The sequence below is a fragment of the Paenibacillus sp. J31P316 genome, assembly GCF_056269105.1.
Genome location: NZ_JBWDNI010000002.1, coordinates 480,065 through 495,244 on the forward strand (window position 1 = coordinate 480,065; position 15,180 = coordinate 495,244).

General features: G+C 52.2%; 17 protein-coding genes. 2 read left to right on the top strand and 15 right to left on the bottom strand.

Going from position 1 to position 15,180, the window contains the following annotated elements; genetic code table 11:
* Positions 1–225 precede the first annotated feature (225 nt).
* Both AC0YNU_RS07530 and AC0YNU_RS07535 read right to left on the bottom strand, forming a co-directional pair.
* The gene (locus AC0YNU_RS07530; protein ID WP_475754847.1) at positions 226–789 is read right to left on the bottom strand and encodes a TetR/AcrR family transcriptional regulator; all 564 of its coding nucleotides are present in this window, start codon (positions 787–789) and stop codon (positions 226–228) included.
* A gap of 70 nt (positions 790–859) precedes the next feature.
* On the bottom strand, positions 860–1,189 hold the full coding sequence (locus AC0YNU_RS07535) for an antibiotic biosynthesis monooxygenase family protein (protein WP_475754849.1): 330 nt from the start codon (positions 1,187–1,189) through the stop codon (positions 860–862).
* 209 nt (positions 1,190–1,398) lie between these two features.
* Between AC0YNU_RS07535 and AC0YNU_RS07540 the strand changes: the two genes are divergently transcribed.
* Complete coding sequence (locus AC0YNU_RS07540; protein WP_475754851.1) at positions 1,399–2,499, top strand: GerAB/ArcD/ProY family transporter; 1,101 nt, start codon at positions 1,399–1,401, stop codon at positions 2,497–2,499.
* On the opposite strand, the gene AC0YNU_RS07545 is transcribed toward AC0YNU_RS07540, so the two are convergent.
* From AC0YNU_RS07545 to AC0YNU_RS07600, 12 genes are all read right to left on the bottom strand, one after another.
* The gene (locus tag AC0YNU_RS07545; protein ID WP_475754853.1) at positions 2,488–2,718 is read right to left on the bottom strand and encodes a hypothetical protein; all 231 of its coding nucleotides are present in this window, start codon (positions 2,716–2,718) and stop codon (positions 2,488–2,490) included. The two genes, AC0YNU_RS07540 and AC0YNU_RS07545, sit on opposite strands and share 12 nt — an antisense overlap.
* The gene (locus AC0YNU_RS07550) at positions 2,715–3,890 is read right to left on the bottom strand and encodes a Ger(x)C family spore germination protein (protein WP_475754855.1); all 1,176 of its coding nucleotides are present in this window, start codon (positions 3,888–3,890) and stop codon (positions 2,715–2,717) included. Before AC0YNU_RS07550 ends, AC0YNU_RS07545 begins: the two co-directional genes overlap by 4 nt.
* 46 nt (positions 3,891–3,936) lie before the next feature.
* Positions 3,937–5,493: a spore germination protein gene (locus tag AC0YNU_RS07555; protein WP_475754857.1), complete on the bottom strand. Its 1,557-nt coding sequence runs from the start codon at positions 5,491–5,493 to the stop codon at positions 3,937–3,939.
* Positions 5,494–5,726: 233 nt separating this feature from the next.
* Complete coding sequence (locus tag AC0YNU_RS07560) at positions 5,727–6,779, bottom strand: Atu2307/SP_0267 family LLM class monooxygenase (protein WP_475756215.1); 1,053 nt, start codon at positions 6,777–6,779, stop codon at positions 5,727–5,729.
* 20 nt (positions 6,780–6,799) lie between these two features.
* Positions 6,800–7,282, bottom strand: coding sequence for a MarR family winged helix-turn-helix transcriptional regulator (locus AC0YNU_RS07565; protein WP_475754859.1), 483 nt, complete (start codon positions 7,280–7,282; stop codon positions 6,800–6,802).
* 295 nt (positions 7,283–7,577) lie between these two features.
* A complete protein-coding gene (locus AC0YNU_RS07570; RefSeq protein WP_475754861.1) occupies positions 7,578–8,540 on the bottom strand; it encodes an SDR family NAD(P)-dependent oxidoreductase in 963 nt (320 codons plus the stop codon).
* A gap of 37 nt (positions 8,541–8,577) precedes the next feature.
* Positions 8,578–8,901 carry an NIPSNAP family protein gene (locus AC0YNU_RS07575; protein ID WP_475754863.1) on the bottom strand — a complete coding sequence of 108 codons (324 nt, stop codon included), beginning with the start codon at positions 8,899–8,901 and terminating at the stop codon, positions 8,578–8,580.
* 164 nt (positions 8,902–9,065) lie between these two features.
* The gene (locus tag AC0YNU_RS07580; protein WP_475754865.1) at positions 9,066–9,638 is read right to left on the bottom strand and encodes a TetR/AcrR family transcriptional regulator; all 573 of its coding nucleotides are present in this window, start codon (positions 9,636–9,638) and stop codon (positions 9,066–9,068) included.
* 131 nt (positions 9,639–9,769) lie between these two features.
* Entirely contained in the window at positions 9,770–10,312 is a 543-nt protein-coding gene (locus AC0YNU_RS07585; RefSeq protein ID WP_475754867.1) for an NAD(P)H-dependent oxidoreductase, read from the bottom strand.
* Between the two features lie 96 nt (positions 10,313–10,408).
* Positions 10,409–11,161, bottom strand: a complete 753-nt coding sequence (locus AC0YNU_RS07590; protein ID WP_475754869.1) for an SDR family NAD(P)-dependent oxidoreductase — start codon at positions 11,159–11,161, stop codon at positions 10,409–10,411.
* 391 nt (positions 11,162–11,552) lie between these two features.
* Complete coding sequence (locus AC0YNU_RS07595) at positions 11,553–11,840, bottom strand: DUF1330 domain-containing protein (RefSeq protein WP_475754871.1); 288 nt, start codon at positions 11,838–11,840, stop codon at positions 11,553–11,555.
* A gap of 170 nt (positions 11,841–12,010) precedes the next feature.
* Positions 12,011–12,898 carry a LysR family transcriptional regulator gene (locus tag AC0YNU_RS07600; RefSeq protein ID WP_475754873.1) on the bottom strand — a complete coding sequence of 296 codons (888 nt, stop codon included), beginning with the start codon at positions 12,896–12,898 and terminating at the stop codon, positions 12,011–12,013.
* A 223-nt stretch (positions 12,899–13,121) separates the two neighbouring features.
* On the opposite strand from AC0YNU_RS07600, the gene AC0YNU_RS07605 reads away from it, so the two are divergent.
* Positions 13,122–13,913 (top strand): SDR family oxidoreductase, encoded by a 792-nt coding sequence (locus AC0YNU_RS07605; protein ID WP_475754875.1) that lies wholly within the window; start codon positions 13,122–13,124, stop codon positions 13,911–13,913.
* A gap of 104 nt (positions 13,914–14,017) precedes the next feature.
* On the opposite strand, the gene AC0YNU_RS07610 is transcribed toward AC0YNU_RS07605, so the two are convergent.
* Positions 14,018–15,166, bottom strand: coding sequence for a Gfo/Idh/MocA family protein (locus AC0YNU_RS07610; protein WP_475754877.1), 1,149 nt, complete (start codon positions 15,164–15,166; stop codon positions 14,018–14,020).
* Positions 15,167–15,180 lie beyond the last annotated feature (14 nt).

The window sequence follows — 15,180 nt, forward strand, 5'->3', positions numbered from 1 at the left end:
GACATTTTGGAATGTATATTCCAACCAATTCGATAACAGGCGGTACATGTTCAGATGAACCGGCGATCTTAATATTAGCCATTAAACCTGATAAAATACGAGAAAATGTAAAGTTCTTTGAATGAAGCTCAGAACTTTACTTAACAATGATTAATCAATATCGGAATATATGTTCCAATCTGCACGCACAAAAAAACCCTCGGACGCAGCGTCCAAAGGGTTGTTTCACACCAGTATCGCTTTCCAGGATGCCTCGAGAATTTGCTGCGTCTGAAGCTCGTTGAGCGGATATTTCTGAACGTAATATCCTTTCAGGATGGAAGAAATGATGCCGTGCATGAGCTGATGGCACAAATGGGAGTCCATCTCTTTGAAGATGCCCTGTTTCTGCCCTTCGACGATCAGGGAGATGACGACTTCTCGCGAATTGCGGGCATCGTCCATGTTGCGCAGATCGGGGGAAATATACGGCGAGAACGAGAAGCCGTCGATAAAAAGGAACTCTTTCGGACAATGAATGCCGAACTGGAGTCTATTCATCTGCAGGCACTTAAACCGCTCATACAGGCTCGCTTCAGGATCGTAATCCTTCAGCAGGTAATCCCCCATCAACAATCGGGCCTCTCGATAAAGGGCATTAACCAATTCTTCTTTATTTTCAAAATAGTTATAGATCGTGCCGGAGCCTACGTTCGCCCGCTTGAAAATCTTCGAAAACGTAACCGACTGCAGCCCCTCTTCGTGAATCAATTCGAGCGTGGCCGCCATAATATCCTGCCGTTTACTCATCAACTCCACCTCTTGGCACTAACATTAGTACGAGCCGGAGGCGGATGTCAAGTCCGCGCGATGTCCGGCGCTACTCAATGGCGGGTTCGAAAGTTCTGACGACTTCATACATGCCCGGTTCGAACTTCGCGATCGTCAATGCTTCCTGCAGATAGGGAAGCGGACGAGGGTCGTCTCGCATCGCATCGTAATCTTCCTTGCTTCTCCACTGCGCGTACATGGTCACTTTAGTCCCGTCAATGCCTCGGTGAAGACTGCAGGAAATAAATCCCGGAGCGTATCGCACGGAAACTTCAGTGACGCGCGTAAGCAGTTCGACCACGCGTTCCTGATTGCCGGGCTCGACCGTGAAGACGTTAATGAACGTCAGGATGCTTGGATTCATCGTAATCTGTGTCATGTTTGAGCTCCTTAACCATCGTCTCCGAATCATGTGCTGCGGGTACTTCAACCCGCTTATTTTCCGCTGCGGATCACGATATTATCCCCGCCAATAACGCTGTGCCGCCATTCGCTTTCCCTGGGCTTGCACGCTGTCCGCTGGGTATAATTGCCTGTCAAATCGACGATACTTGAAACACCTCTGCGAAGAAAGGAGAGTGCGCGAGCATGCAGAAATCCGAAAAAATCTCGGGAACCCAACTGGGTTATCTGATATTTACCTTCATCGTTTCGACGAATATGCTAACCGTTCCCTCCATCAGCGTCATGTTCGGCAAACAAAATGCTTGGATGGCCATTATACCTGCGGCATCGACAGGATTGATCACGATTTGGGTCATGATCGTGCTGGGGAATCGATATCCCGGGCTGACGATTAATCAGTACAGTTCGAGAATCGTCGGGTCTTGGCTCGGCAAGCTCGTAGCGGTAAATTACATTTATTATTGGTTCGTATCGATCTCGACGATAACGATGCAGCATACGGGGTTTATTACGACGCTTCTGCTGCCCAAGAGCCCGATCTTGGTGACCAACGCGACCTTCATGATTTTATGCGGACTGGCAACCATAGCGGGCATCGAAGTCATCGCGCGAACCAATGAGTTTCTTACGCTGCTTATTCTCGTCTTTCTGATTCCCCTCTTGATCCTTACGGCCTTGGATGCCAACCCGGAACAGCTGAAGCCGATTCTGGGCGATGGCATCGTGCCGGTGCTGCAATCCGCGATCAGCCCCGCCGGCGGATTCATGAACCAGCTCTTCCTTCTAGGGTGGCTCCTGCCCTATTTGGATAAACCCGATAAGGCTCGTAAGGTTTCCCTGTATGCGCTGCTTGGCATTACTTGTTCCTCCATCCTCATCGTTACCCTGACGATCATGGTCCTCGGGCCGCTGACGGGCAAATTAACGTATTCTTTCTTAAGCGTAATCCAATACATCGGCATCGAAGGGTCGTTCGAGCGGCTGGAGGCGATCGCGGTTTCGATGTGGGTGCTTGGTTGTTTCGTGAAGGTCTCGGTCTCGTTGTTTATTCTCTGCCTGTGCATCAGCCAGCTGTTCGACATCAAGCATTATCGGGACATCGTGCTTCCGACCACGCTGCTGTCGATTATCGGCGCGGTGTGGATATTCTCCAGCTCGACGGAACTGCTGAATTACCTTGTTTTTACGTTCCCTTTCTTGGCTTTCCTGAACCAAACCCTTCTGCCATTATTGCTGCTCATGATCGACACGCTCCGAAGAAAAGTCCGCCATTCACTGCTTTAGCAGCCGTTTACCGATGGGCTCCAGCATGATTTTGAACGGGACGGTAAAGCTCGGCAGCTTCACGCCCGCGATGAGCAAGGAGCCGACCACGATACATAGACCCATAAGCATGCCGTAAACGGCTGCTTCTTTTTTTTTGCGCTCGTGCAGCAAGGATCGCATTCGAACGACCGACCATAGAACCGAGAGAAGTATAAAACCAGCCATTTGCAAGATCATTTAATGATCTCCTCTTCTTTCAATTGCAGGGGAGGGCCTGCCATCCCCGCTCCGTTAATCGCCAATTTCACGTCGATCGTTACCTCTGCATGCTGAAACATGCTGTCCCATTGTCCTTTTACCGCTTTCCATTGCTTCGGGCGATTTCGGTAGATGCTTTGGCCGAAGCCGACGCTGTCCAGCTTGTACTGCTGTTGAAGCTTGCTGATCGTATAGCGGACTTGCTTTTGGACCGTTTGCTCCAAACATTTTTCCACGAGCTTAAGATTGTTCGGCCGGCTGATATCGAGCGTGGTGTTGTTCTCCACGAGGCTGCCTTTCCCGCTAAGGTGAATTTTGATTTTCACCTTGTCGCCTTTTACCTCCGCGCTTATTTTACGATTGGCATGTTTTAACATCACGCCGACGATTCCGGCGCCGTTCGGCAGCTCGGTGCTGATCCTGCCGTGCTTCATCCGTTCCGTTATCCACATCAATCCGTCCGTTTCCGTTCGGTCCAGAAATCCCACGACCTTCAAATCCTTGAACAAAGCCGATCCGGACAGCTTGAATATGTCGTTTTTTCTTTCTTCTCCCGAAGAATGCTCGACCTCGATGACGCCGGTCACCGGATTGATGCCCTCGCTGGACGCCTCGACGAAGAAATCCCGAAGCGTAACCGCCAATTCGCTGCGCAGTCCTTCCATTTCCTTGACCGCTTCTATGGGCACTTGCTCGAAGGGGTACTTCGTTTGCAAGATTTCCCGCGCCGTTCCTCCCTTCACGACCATGATATAGGTTCGCAGCCGCTGGCGCGGATCATGCGCGTATACGTCGAGCGCATCGTTGATGCCTTTCCTCCCGAACGCTTCGCCGACGAAAATCACGCTGCGATGGGCGGTGAACAGCTTTCGCGAGCTCTTCTGCTGAAGCTTTTGAAAGGCTTCGTTCGTATTCTTGCCTGTGGCGGACAGGACGAAAAACTTCTCTTGCCTGCCGGAATCTCCGCCTCCCGGCCCTCCCTCGCCCGAAGAAGGAATCGCGATCTGCACCGACAACAAGAATTGCTGGTCCTTCGTTAAATCGAATGCCGCGCCCGATATGAACGCAAGGTCGTTGATCTCCGTGCGGTCCCAACAGCCGCTCACGAGCAGCGCGGCGATCAACAGGCAACTGCATAGGAATGGTCTCATGGTTGAAGTTCCTTTCTCCATCTCTCGTAGAAGGCTCCGGATTGCGTTAGGACGGCTGCTTCCCGCGAGACGGACCCGGCTGCTGTCCCGGCGGTTCACGGTACGGATTGCTGTTTCCGCTCATGATCGGACGGCGGGTTTTCGCCCAAATCGGTGCCCGAATGATCGTATCCTTCAAGCTTTTGACGGAAATCGGAATCGGATTGAAATACGGTTCGCCGAACGAGCGCAAGGACGCCACATGCAGCAGAATGCCCAGAAACCCAAGCACGATGCCGTAAAGTCCAAGCATGCCGGCCAAGAATAACATCGGAAAACGCAGCAAGCGGATGCCGTTCGCGAAGCTGTAGCGTGGGATCGTAAACGACGCGATTCCCGTGATGGATACAATAATGACGACCGGCGCGGAGATGATGCCCGCCATGACGGCGGATTGGCCGATGACCAGCGCACCGACGATGCTTACCGCTTGACCGATTTGTTTAGGCAGGCGAATGCCGGCTTCCCGCAGCGCCTCGAACGTGATTTCCATCAGCAGCGCTTCGACCAAGGCCGGAAACGGAACGGCCTCCCTCGAGGACGCGATGCTCAGCACGAGATTCGTCGGAATCATTTCCTGATGGAACGTCGTCACCGCAACGTAGAGCGGAGGAGCGAATATAGCGATGAAGATGAACACGAAGCGAATCCACCGTATGAAGGTCGCGATGGGCCAGCGAATATAGTAATCCTCGCTTGCATGAAGGCCTGTCCAGAACGTCATCGGCACGATCAAGACGAACGGGGTATTATCGACAAGGATGGCTATTTTACCTTCCAGCAGCTCGGCTGCGACGACATCCGGCCGCTCCGTGCTATGTACTTGCGGGAAAGGAGAATATGGCAGATCCTCGATAAACTCCTCGACATACCCCGAATCGAGAATCCCGTCGATTTGAATCCGCGTAACCCGCTCGCGAACTTCCTCCACCAGAGAATCGGAAACGATACCGGCGAGATATGAAATGATGACTGTGGTTTGAGACAGCTCCCCAAGCGTGACGGACTCCATTTTTAACCGCGAGGTTTTGAGCCTGTTGCGAAGCAGACCCATATTCGTGGAAATATTCTCGATGAAGCCATCCCTGGGACCGTGAATGACGGGTTCGGAGGAAGGCTCTTCCAAGCTGCGCTGTTTCGTGCCGTTGGCCTTGACCAGCACCGCATGGCCATCCGCCCTGGTCAAGACGACGACATAACCGTTCAACACTTTGCCGACAATCTCTTTGAGATCGGACGTCATCTTCGTCGACCCTGCCGAAATGATCCGCTCGGTCTCGATGTTGGCGCGTCCGCGATCAGAAACCTCTTCTTCCGCGCATTTGGCGATGAGGGGCTTCAAGATATGATCATCGATCAATTCTTCATTAATCAAGCTTGAAATAAAGATGACCAGCCACCGTAATTGTCCGGCGGTTCGAATTTCTCGGAATTCGATATCGGAACAATCCTGGAACAGCTGTTTGAAGACGGTTTCGTTGTGCTCCAAATCCGAGGTGATCGTGCTGTCCGCTTCTAGTTCAGCATGTTCGAGCTCCGTTATGGTTGAATACCTGGCTTGCATGCGTATCCTTCTCCTAAACGGTTTCACGGATCTACCCCCCAAATAAACACGGATACGTCATATTTTCTCATGATCCACCCAAATTTATGCTGCGGCTGCCGAGGACTCGAGCTGCTCTATGACAATGACAAGGCCCATAGAACGCAAAAAGAGAAACGGCTGGAACCATGCGGTCTCAGCCATTTCTCTCTTTCGTTACGATCGGATCTTGTCTTTCGTTCGTTCAAGTTAAATTATGATTGCTCCGCTTCCCATTTTGCGTTCGCTTCCCGAACCCGCGGCGCGACTTCCGTCCCAAGCAGTTCGATGGCTCTCATGACATCCTTGTGCGGCATCGTGCCGACGGGCATATGCAAGAAGAAGCGCGTGAAACCCAGCTGTTTGCGCATATACATGATTTTGTTCGCCACCGTCTCGGGATCGCCGACGAAGAGACTTCCTTCCAAGCTGCGTTCGGCATCGAATTTGGCTCTGGTGTACGCTCCCCAACCGCGTTCTCGGCCGAATGCATTAAACGAAGCCTGCGTAGAAGGGAAATACCTGTCGATCGCAAGCGACGTACTCTCCGCAACGAAACCGAGGGAATGTACGGCGATGCGCAATTTCGAAGCATCATGTCCTGCGGCTGCGGCTGCTTTCTTATAGAGCTGCACGATCGGCGCGAAGCGCAGCGGGCTGCCGCCGATGATCGCCAATACGAGCGGCAGTCCGTTAACGCCTGCACGTACGGCCGATTCCGCATTCCCCCCGCTGCCGACCCACACGGGCAGCGGATTTTGCACCGGCCGCGGATAGATGCCCAGATTCGTAAATGCCGGTCGATGCCCGCCTTTCCAGGTGACCTTCTCCGATTCTCTTAATTTCAATAAGAGCTCCAATTTCTCTTCGAACAGCTCTTCATAGTCATTCAAATCGTAACCGAATAGCGGGAAAGCATCGACCATGGAGCCTCGACCGACAATCATCTCCGCACGTCCGTTCGATATCCCGTCCAGCGTGGCAAATTGCTGAAACACGCGCACGGGATCGGCAGCGGAGAGCACGGTAACCGAGCTGGTTAGACGAATCCTTTTGGTCATCGATGCCGCCGCCGCCAGCACGATGGCCGTAGCCGAATCCCCGAATTCCTTCCTGTGATGCTCGCCGACCCCGAATATATCGAGCCCAACCTTATCCGCTAAGACAATTTCCTCTACGACTTCGCGCAAACGCTCCGCATGACTCATCGTTACGCCCGTATTCACGTCAGGCGTCGTTTCAACGAATGTATCTACGCCGATTTCCATTTTAACAGCTTCCGTTCCCATTATCTTTTCCCCCCGTCATGAGTTGCATGATCATTAAGATTCTTGATTCCATATCCGATTTTCTTGAGTACGCGTATAAGTTCGAGCTTCTCTTCATCCGTCGCGAAGGATAATTGATCGGCGATCGTCTGAACATGTTGGGGAAAGATCGTATTGAAGTAGCTTCGTCCTTCCCCTGTCAAAGCCACATTCGTTTTACGCCGATCGCCCGGGCAAGGGAGACGCTCAACAAACCCTTTCTTCTCGAGCTTATCGACCACATAGGTGATGCTCCCATTGGGAATGGAGAACGTTTCGCTGATTTTCTGAATGGTATGCTCGCCTTTACTGAATAGCAATTCGAGTATTCGAAAGGTATCCATGCTCAGCCCGTAGCTGCTGATCGCGCGCTCTAAGCTTGCGTACAACGCATCCACCGATTTGCTTAGTACGCGGATCAGTCTCAAATCAAGCGCCTTGCCATCGGCGTCGCGTTCCGACATTGGCATCCCACCTTGTCCTATTAATATTTAAACTATTAATAGATAATATACTTTTAGGATATTAAATTGTCAACCTTTTGACTCATCGATAAACTTGAAATACATGGGTAGGACCCTCGCCATAGCCGGAGAACGACGAGACGCTATGCTGCATTCGTTTGGTCGCGTAAGCAACAAAATGGACATCGCAAAAACCAAGCCGGGAAGTCCCGCCCTGGATTTGGATTCGAATTCGAAATTCATACGTATTCTCATTAACTCATTAGCGTGCAATCACTGATCAACAAGAAGAGGATCAGGCTTCGAATTTCACGCCTGTCAGCTCTTCGCTAAGCTTCCAAAGCCGCGCCGCAAATCCGGGGTCAATGGCCCATGGCAGTACGCCGGTCAACGTTTGCCCCACGCCTTGCAGGTCGAATCCGGTAACGAGCGGCGCGATATCCGCATCCAAACAATACACGCCGCCTTTCCCCGCGAGTTGAGGACTTGTCGCGCACCACACGCTCGTCGCAGCTCCCTGCTCAGCCGTCTTATAGACGCCGCCTGCCGCGCTTTCCTCTTCGGACAAAAATCTCGTCAAATCGGTCATGATTCTGCCAGGATGAACGGAAAATGCTCTAACGCCATACGCGAAGCCCAGACGATCCAGTTCGACGGCAAACAGCGCATTGGCCGTCTTGGACTGGCCGTAGGCTTTCCACTTGTCATACGCCTTGCGTTCGAAGTTGGGGTCATCGAAATCAACGCCTCCGAAGCGGATTCCCGTCGAAGAAACGGAGACGACGCGCGCGCTTCCGGCTTGCTTCAATGCCGACCAAAGCCGAGCCGTCAATTGGAAATGCCCCAAATGATTGGTCGTGAATTGGGATTCGTAGCCCCGTTCATCGCGCACCAAAGGCGGAGCCATGATGCCTGCATTGTTGATCAGCATGTCCAGCTTCCGCCCCGTATTCAGAAAGCGCAGCGCGAAGGCGTCGATGGAAGCCGGATCGAAGAGATCCAGTTCCTCCAGCTCCGTCCGCGGTATACCCGCCAGCGAGCCGCGGGCTTTATCCGGCGTGCGCGCCGGCACAATGACCGTCACCCCTGCTTCGGCTAGAGCGCGGGTCGTCTCTAAGCCCAGACCGGCATATCCGCCTGTCACAATGGCGATCTTGCCGCTTAGATCTCGTCCTTCGACGACTTCCCATGCAGTGGTGTACGGACCGTAACCCGACGGAATCGGCTCTTGAGGAGTGATTGTATAAGCTGCTATCATCGTTCCCCCTTCTTCTCCTGCCTTTACCGGGGCAGTCTTACTCCGGCTGGAAAAAAGGCGCGTTTTTCATATAGATGATATCGATGCTCTCGTATAACGGGCCGTTTTGCTCGGTTCTCTTCTTAAGGTCAAGCCATTCTTGATCCTCCTGAAAGGCCTTGAAGTTGCGTTCGCGGGCCGCTGCGTCCGCATGCTCAAGGATGTAATACAGTTCATTCTTCGTTTCGTCCGCATCGACCCAAAAATTCGTTACTTTCATGTCATGCTTCGCGAAAATCCGAATCGTATCATCCCGGAATCGATCCAGCATCGCCTGCAAGCGACCCGGCACAATATGGTAAATCCGCAGCTCGTACAACATAACTGTCATCCTCCTCGTATTTCTTTCGTTTTCGTTCGAAGTCGCAACCGTGCAGATGAGCCAAGCTTAGATCTAGGATTCACATCCATGAACGATTCTAAGCTTGGCTTCACCAATTATCTACCTATCAATAGATAGATTCTAGGTTGGAAAAAATCCGCCTTTTATGAAGTCAAAGCGGATAATAATCCATTGGCAATCCGATCAAACCTGCTTATATCGCGAAAGCTTTTGGCAAGCAGCTGCGCACCTTGAAGAGATGCAAGAAATTGATGGGCCTGCACGCCGGCATCGCCAGCGAAGTTCAACTGACCTTCGCGTCGTCCCTCTTCCAGTACCCGCTGCAGCCAATCCAAATTAGCGGTGAGAAACTCGGCTAACCCTTCTCCGGCTTTACCCGACAACGCGCCCAAGTCCGTGGAAAGCATGACGCCCAGGCACGTGCAATAATCTTGAACCGGTGCGCCGTACATGAGCGTGAATTTACGCAATCGTTCCAGGTTATTCGACGTTTCGTTATCGAATTGAATGGATGCGGCAATGAAATTCCTGCGATAGCGCGCAATAAGAGCTTCGCCCAGATCCTCCTTATTCGGAAAATGGTAGTGAATGCTGGCCGTGCGTATCCCGATCTTCTCTGCAATGTGCGAATAACTGAATCCGTTAAAGCCGACATCCTGCACGATAGCCTGCGCAGTATCCAATATGAGCTCAGCCGTGTTCTTGTTTTTGTTCATAATGCCATCCTACCTTTGAGTAGATAGCTTGTCAACCTTGGTTGCTCAAGCGGGTTCGGCAATTTCTGCGGTCATCATTTCCAAAGGCTTGCATCCATTGCTGTGGAGATTTCAATTTGCAATGAAGTCCCTTATACAGTCACCGCGACCGCTTTTACCGTTTGAAGATGGCGCACGTAGTCTTTGGCGCTCTTTGCCAAACGTTCGTCCGTCACGTTGGACGTGTCGCTCAGCGAGAAGTGAGGCAGGTACGCGGCACTGATAAAATGGGCAGTCGCTTCGATCGGACGCAAGATTTCTTCCAGCGTGAACCGATTGAATCCGCTAGGTTGATACGACTCTTCCGTACCGTAAGTCGAGATGGCAACGCCGAATTCTTTGCCCGTCATTTTAGTGCCTTCCGGACCATAGGCCCAGCCGTACAGCAATACGGTATCGAACCACTTCTTGAGCAGCGGCGGCGTGCTGTACCAATAAAGCGGATATTGGAAAATAATTCGGTCATGCGCCTCAAGGAGCTTCTGCTCTCGCGCCACGTCGATATTTTCGTTAGGGTACTCCTTGTACAATTCGTGAATCGTAATATCGTCTTGCTTTTGCAATTCCGCCACCCATGTTTTATTCCAGTTGGATGCTTCGATGTTCGGATGCGTTACGATGACTAATGTTTTCATTTTTATTTGCTCCATTCGTGTTTGTATTTTTGGGGTTAATATAAACTTCATTCTCGCAATCGTTAATCAATAAGCATAAATCGTTATTATTTCGGCTTACCATTGACCGGCGTTTTGACCGCCATCGACATGAAGGATCTCGCCGGTAACGAATTGTGCGGATTCTAGATACAGGATAGCATCGACAATCTCTTGGGATTCGCCCATTCGGCCGACAGGATGCAGGCCGTTCAAGAAGTCATGATGCTCGGCCGGATGCATCGGCGTCTTGATGACCCCTGGCGCGACTGCATTCACGCGAATGCCTTTGTCCGCATACTCGATCGCCAGCGATTTCGTCGCGTTGCTCAATCCGCCTTTGGTCAATGCGGCAAGCACGGCCGGAACGGCTTTGATCGGCTGGTCCGAGGTCCCGCTTGCCGTGATGTTGATAATATGCCCTTTACCTGCTTTAAGCATTTCGGTAACCGCACGTTGCGTGAGGTGGAAAAATCCGCCTACGTTCGTCGACAATGCCGCATTGAAATCATCTTTCGTGTATTCCGTGAACGGTTTCGATATGAAGATGCCGGCGTTGTTAACGAGCGTATCAATGCGGCCAAAGCGCGATAGCGCTTCTGCGATCAATCGATCGGCGGTCTGGGGATCCGAAATATCGCCGGCGACGTAAGCAACATGCGTGCCTGTCGGATCGATTTCCTTCGCTGTCGCGGCAAGCTCTTCTTCGCGGCGTCCGTTAATGACGACGGATGCTCCGCGTTTCACCATTTCGATCGCCGTAGCTTTGCCCATCCCGCTGCTTCCACCTGTAATTACGGCTACTTTTCCTTGAACGTTGGATTGATTCATTGTTCATTCTCCTTTTTTCTACCTATTGAAAGGTAGGTGTATTGGTTTGGAATTCATGTTCGTTTCTTTATAGCATTCTATCGCGTTACACAATTTATTCGCACGCAATCAACGGCCCTGTAGTGCTGCGATACCTCGGCTAATTCAACTCGGGCACCTCCTGTTTCATGTCCAAGCAGGATTCCATCGATCGCTGCGTCGTGCGTGTTGTGCTGTTGTTCATGAGGTTATTCTACCTTTTAGTAGGTAGACTGTCAACGCTAAAATTTAGCATCCGGACATGACGTTCTCCTTCTTCTATTATAATTAACTCAATTGCAGGTGCGGACGGCTGAAACCCGGCGAACCTGCCCCGCATTCATCGCATAACAGGCCGCCAGGCATAAGGCCATCAAGCACCTTCAATAATGATGCTTCGATAAACGGCTCCCTTCAATCGGTGTCGCACGGCCTCTTGGTACGCAGGGCTGTAATACCACGCTTTGGCTTCCTCATAGCTCGGAAATTCAAGCACCGCGGCTCCTTCAACCTCCGGTCCCTCGATAACTTCATGGGTACCATACATGGCGAGCGGTTTGACCGGATGGCCTTCAAGCCCGGCAGGTGCCTTGGAAGCATATACGCGCAGCTCCGCCGGATCGTTCGTTTGCTCTCTAATAAATATGACATAAGCCGGCATTCGTCATCGCTCCTTCTTTCAAGTCTTCTCCGATTCAAGTACTTTCTTATTGTAAACGCGTTGAATGTCACCGTATAATTCATTATTTTCATGACATCCATTCCTAACTGTAATGTAAGAAAAGGGTGCAGGCAGTCATCCGCAATGACTGCCTACGCCCTTCAGTCCGCTCAAGCAGAGAATGAACCGGCCTTGCCTTCAATGAAGCTGACGAACTTCCGGGCTGCCGGGGTCAGAAAGCGATCTTTCTTGAGATGCAGGCCGACTTCCCACACCCATCCTTCATCTTCGATCTCAATCCATCGCAGACCCTCGAGGTTCAAGCCAGCCGTCTTCGGCAATACGGATATGCCAAGTCCAGCCGCAACAAACCCTGCTACGGTCGGAAGATCCTCCGCATCGTAGGTGGATGCGAGCGTAAAATTCATATGATGGACGCGTGTCAGTAACGAATCCTTCAAGGTACAGTTATCCTTCAACCCCACAAACGGCTCGCCCGTAATTTCCTTCAGACGAATCCTGGCTTGACCTGCTAACGGATGCTCGGAGGATACCGCGAGATACAACGGCATCGACAGGATCGGTACCCAAGCGTAAGCATCGCTGACGGGTCTCTCCGAGGTGATCATCAAATCCGAATGCCCGCTCTCGACCCGCTCCAGAATCGTGCCTTTATCCCCTTGCGTCAGCTCAAAGGTGATCTTGGGGTTGGCTTGCTGATAATCACGAATCAAGCGGGGAATCAAACCCACGCCCAATATGTTTAAATACGACAGATGGATGACGCCGGATTCGGGGTCGGCGCATTCGTCGATTTCCTTCTTCCCTCGGTCCACCTCCTGCAAAATCTTCTCGACGCGCTTGGCGAACATGGAACCGTAACGGTTAATCCGCAGGTTCCGGCCCTTCCGTTCAAACAAAGGCACGCCGAGCTCGGCTTCCAGCTTCGATATGGAATGGCTGAGCGCGGGCTGCGTGACGGATAACGCTTCGGCAGCTTTCGTCAGATGCTCCAGCCGGGCTACTACCAAGAAGTATTCTAATTGCGTAAGTTCCATCGGGGCTCCCTCCTCATTGCTGACAGGCATATTTCTTGGTGCCATCATACACGCGATTATAGATTTCAAACAAGCTTGCATGCAGGAATGCTTCATCTCTAATGAATATTAGTAATGAAATTTATTATAAAGATCAATTAGATTTATTATTCGAATTGGCGTAAGCTGACACATGTACCGGGTTCATTATCACATCAACTTATCTACAGGGAGGATATTCATCATGAAGCTTGCTTCTTATGAGACTGAATTTCAAGGAAAACGCGCATTAGTAACCGGAGGAACGAAAGGCATGGGCCAAGCGATCGTGAAGCGGCTGGCCGAAGCCGGCGCCACGGTGCTCACGACTGCCCGCACGATTCCTTCGGAAGACCCGATTCGGGGCGTTCATTTCATTCAAGCCGACATTACGAAGCCGGAGGGCACGGCACGGATCGTCGAAGCCGTGAAAGAAAAGCTCGGCGGCATCGATATCCTTATTAATACGGTCGGCGGTTCATCCACTCCCCCGGGCGGAGCGTTAGCCTTAACGGACGAAGATTGGATGGAAACCTTGAACATGAATCTGCTGGGTTCCGTCCGCTTGGACAGAAGCTTGCTGCCGCTCATGGTCGAGCAAGGCAAAGGCGTGATCATTCACGTAAGCTCCATCCAGAGATCGTTGCCCTTATATGAAACGACATTGGCGTACGCGGCGTCCAAAGCAGCGCTAACGAACTATAGCAAGGGCTTATCCAAAGAATTCTCCCCGAAAGGGATTCGCATCAACACGATTGCGCCCGGCTTTATTCAAACCGAAGCGGCGGATCGTTTGATCGATCGAATCGCGACTGCCGCGGGAAGCCGCGAAGCAGCCATAGAAGAATTGATGAATTCCTTAGGCGGCATTCCGATCGGACGTCCGGGCTTGCCCGAGGAAGTCGCCGAGCTAGCCGCCTTCCTGGTATCCGACCGCGCGGCCTCCATTACGGGAAGCGAATATGTCATCGACGGCGGCACGGTGCCTACTGTCTGATGCGATCCCGACCTTACCCTTCATTCGCTCAATAGAAAAAAGCCGCGTCCGATATGGAACGCGGCTTCTTGTTGTACTCATAATGATGGTTCAAGTAATGCTGGCTAAAGCTTGATGATCTGCTCCCCGCGGGAAGCGCTCTTCCGAAAATCGGGCATTTCCATCGCGCGGCCGCCGTTCATCACGGACAGCTCGGATAAGATGGCAACGGCCGTCCATTCGCATGCGTCGTAGACGTCGATGGCAGGCTTGCGCTCCCCTTTCATCGCCGCTACGAAATCCTCGACGATGAAATAGTCGCCTCCCCAATGTCCTGCCAGCTTCTGCTCCTCCGTCACGTTCCGATACCGCTCCGGCAAATAGCCGGCGTAGTCCGCGAGCGGACGCCATTGCATGCTCTCCTCCCCGTCTCCCATGCCATCGAGCCATATCTTGTGCGTATCGCCAAGCCCTCGCGGCGCTTCATAACAGCCCTTCGTCCCTTGCAGCGTATAATAGTTCATATTGTGCGGCCGTCTCGAGATGCAGTCGATCCGCAGCTTGATCAGCTTGCCGCTCTCCATCTGGCAGAGCGTGATCGACGTATCCTCCTGACGGAATCGCGAGTCGGTATGCCAGCCCGAGCCGAAGCACGAGACCGAACGGATCCGATCCCCGCCGAACCACTGCATGACCGGGCCTAGACTGTGCGTCGGGTAGAACGCGCCCCGCTTGCCCAATTGCCAGTAGTTTCGCCAGGTCGGCTTGACTCCTTCGTTCGTCTGCTGACGGTTCTGACGAAATGCGAGGCTGCGAATATCGTGAATATATTCGCCTTCTCCGAAGTAGACATCGCCGAACAAGCCGGCTTTCACCATGCCCAGAATTTGCTGGTTCTCCGGGATATAGCAGTAATTCTCGGCCATCATGTACACCTTGTCGACTTGTTCCGCTGTCTCCTTCAGCCACCATAGCTCGTCCATCGTCACCCCTGCGGTGACTTCGCTCAGGACATGCTTGCCCGCTTGAAGCGCCAAGATCGCCTGCGGGACATGAAGCTGCATCGGGGTTGCGATAATGACCGCGTCAATATCCGAGTCCAGCATATCCTCGTAGATCCGGTACGTCCGCGGGATTCCGTGCTTGACGGCCGTCTCGGCGACGTAATCGCCGTCCAAGTCGCACAGGGCGACGACTTCGGTATCTTCGATGCACCGGAAACCTTGAAGGGTGCTGAGTCCTCTTGCTCCGACAATGCCAATTTTGATCGTCATGCCCACGCTCCTTC

Excerpts from the sequence above, each read along its gene's own strand:
- AC0YNU_RS07530 (WP_475754847.1), bottom strand. The coding sequence starts at position 789 with ATGAGTAAACGGCAGGATATTATGGCGGCCACGCTCGAATTGATTCAC.
- AC0YNU_RS07535 (WP_475754849.1), bottom strand. The coding sequence starts at position 1,189 with ATGACACAGATTACGATGAATCCAAGCATCCTGACGTTCATTAACGTC.
- AC0YNU_RS07540 (WP_475754851.1), top strand. The coding sequence starts at position 1,399 with ATGCAGAAATCCGAAAAAATCTCGGGAACCCAACTGGGTTATCTGATA.
- AC0YNU_RS07545 (WP_475754853.1), bottom strand. The coding sequence starts at position 2,718 with ATGATCTTGCAAATGGCTGGTTTTATACTTCTCTCGGTTCTATGGTCG.
- AC0YNU_RS07550 (WP_475754855.1), bottom strand. The coding sequence starts at position 3,890 with ATGAGACCATTCCTATGCAGTTGCCTGTTGATCGCCGCGCTGCTCGTG.
- AC0YNU_RS07555 (WP_475754857.1), bottom strand. The coding sequence starts at position 5,493 with ATGCAAGCCAGGTATTCAACCATAACGGAGCTCGAACATGCTGAACTA.
- AC0YNU_RS07560 (WP_475756215.1), bottom strand. The coding sequence starts at position 6,779 with ATGGAAATCGGCGTAGATACATTCGTTGAAACGACGCCTGACGTGAAT.
- AC0YNU_RS07565 (WP_475754859.1), bottom strand. The coding sequence starts at position 7,282 with ATGTCGGAACGCGACGCCGATGGCAAGGCGCTTGATTTGAGACTGATC.
- AC0YNU_RS07570 (WP_475754861.1), bottom strand. The coding sequence starts at position 8,540 with ATGATAGCAGCTTATACAATCACTCCTCAAGAGCCGATTCCGTCGGGT.
- AC0YNU_RS07575 (WP_475754863.1), bottom strand. The coding sequence starts at position 8,901 with ATGTTGTACGAGCTGCGGATTTACCATATTGTGCCGGGTCGCTTGCAG.
- AC0YNU_RS07580 (WP_475754865.1), bottom strand. The coding sequence starts at position 9,638 with ATGAACAAAAACAAGAACACGGCTGAGCTCATATTGGATACTGCGCAG.
- AC0YNU_RS07585 (WP_475754867.1), bottom strand. The coding sequence starts at position 10,312 with ATGAAAACATTAGTCATCGTAACGCATCCGAACATCGAAGCATCCAAC.
- AC0YNU_RS07590 (WP_475754869.1), bottom strand. The coding sequence starts at position 11,161 with ATGAATCAATCCAACGTTCAAGGAAAAGTAGCCGTAATTACAGGTGGA.
- AC0YNU_RS07595 (WP_475754871.1), bottom strand. The coding sequence starts at position 11,840 with ATGCCGGCTTATGTCATATTTATTAGAGAGCAAACGAACGATCCGGCG.
- AC0YNU_RS07600 (WP_475754873.1), bottom strand. The coding sequence starts at position 12,898 with ATGGAACTTACGCAATTAGAATACTTCTTGGTAGTAGCCCGGCTGGAG.
- AC0YNU_RS07605 (WP_475754875.1), top strand. The coding sequence starts at position 13,122 with ATGAAGCTTGCTTCTTATGAGACTGAATTTCAAGGAAAACGCGCATTA.
- AC0YNU_RS07610 (WP_475754877.1), bottom strand. The coding sequence starts at position 15,166 with ATGACGATCAAAATTGGCATTGTCGGAGCAAGAGGACTCAGCACCCTT.